This window comes from Psychrobacter sp. W2-37-MNA-CIBAN-0211 (assembly GCF_040309405.1).
Lineage (GTDB): Bacteria > Pseudomonadota > Gammaproteobacteria > Pseudomonadales > Moraxellaceae > Psychrobacter > Psychrobacter glaciei.
Genome location: NZ_JBEOOU010000241.1, coordinates 1 through 268, shown reverse-complemented (window position 1 = coordinate 268; position 268 = coordinate 1). Strand labels below are relative to the sequence as shown.

Below are 268 nucleotides of genomic sequence, written 5' to 3'. Positions count from 1 at the left end.
ATTCTTTACTATCCAAAATCAAAACCTGAAGTTCTTATGGCGCTTGATAATATACGCGCAGTAATTACAGCAGATGCTGAGTTACTGGTGGTTGGCGAAAATAAGAGTGGTGTTAAATCAATAGAAAAACAGCTTACTGATAAAGCTAATTTTAGTAATAAAATAGACTCAGCAAAGCACTGTGTTTTATATTCATTTGCAGAGCTTAAACAACTTAGTCAGTTTAATATTAGCGATTATCATAAGCCATTTACGGTCAGTGTGGCCG

At 34.7% G+C, this 268-nt stretch carries 1 protein-coding gene; it reads left to right on the top strand.

From position 1 onward, the window contains the following. On the top strand, nt 1-268 hold a 268-nt coding region (locus AAEY72_RS15075), incomplete at both ends, for a hypothetical protein (protein ID WP_352311377.1).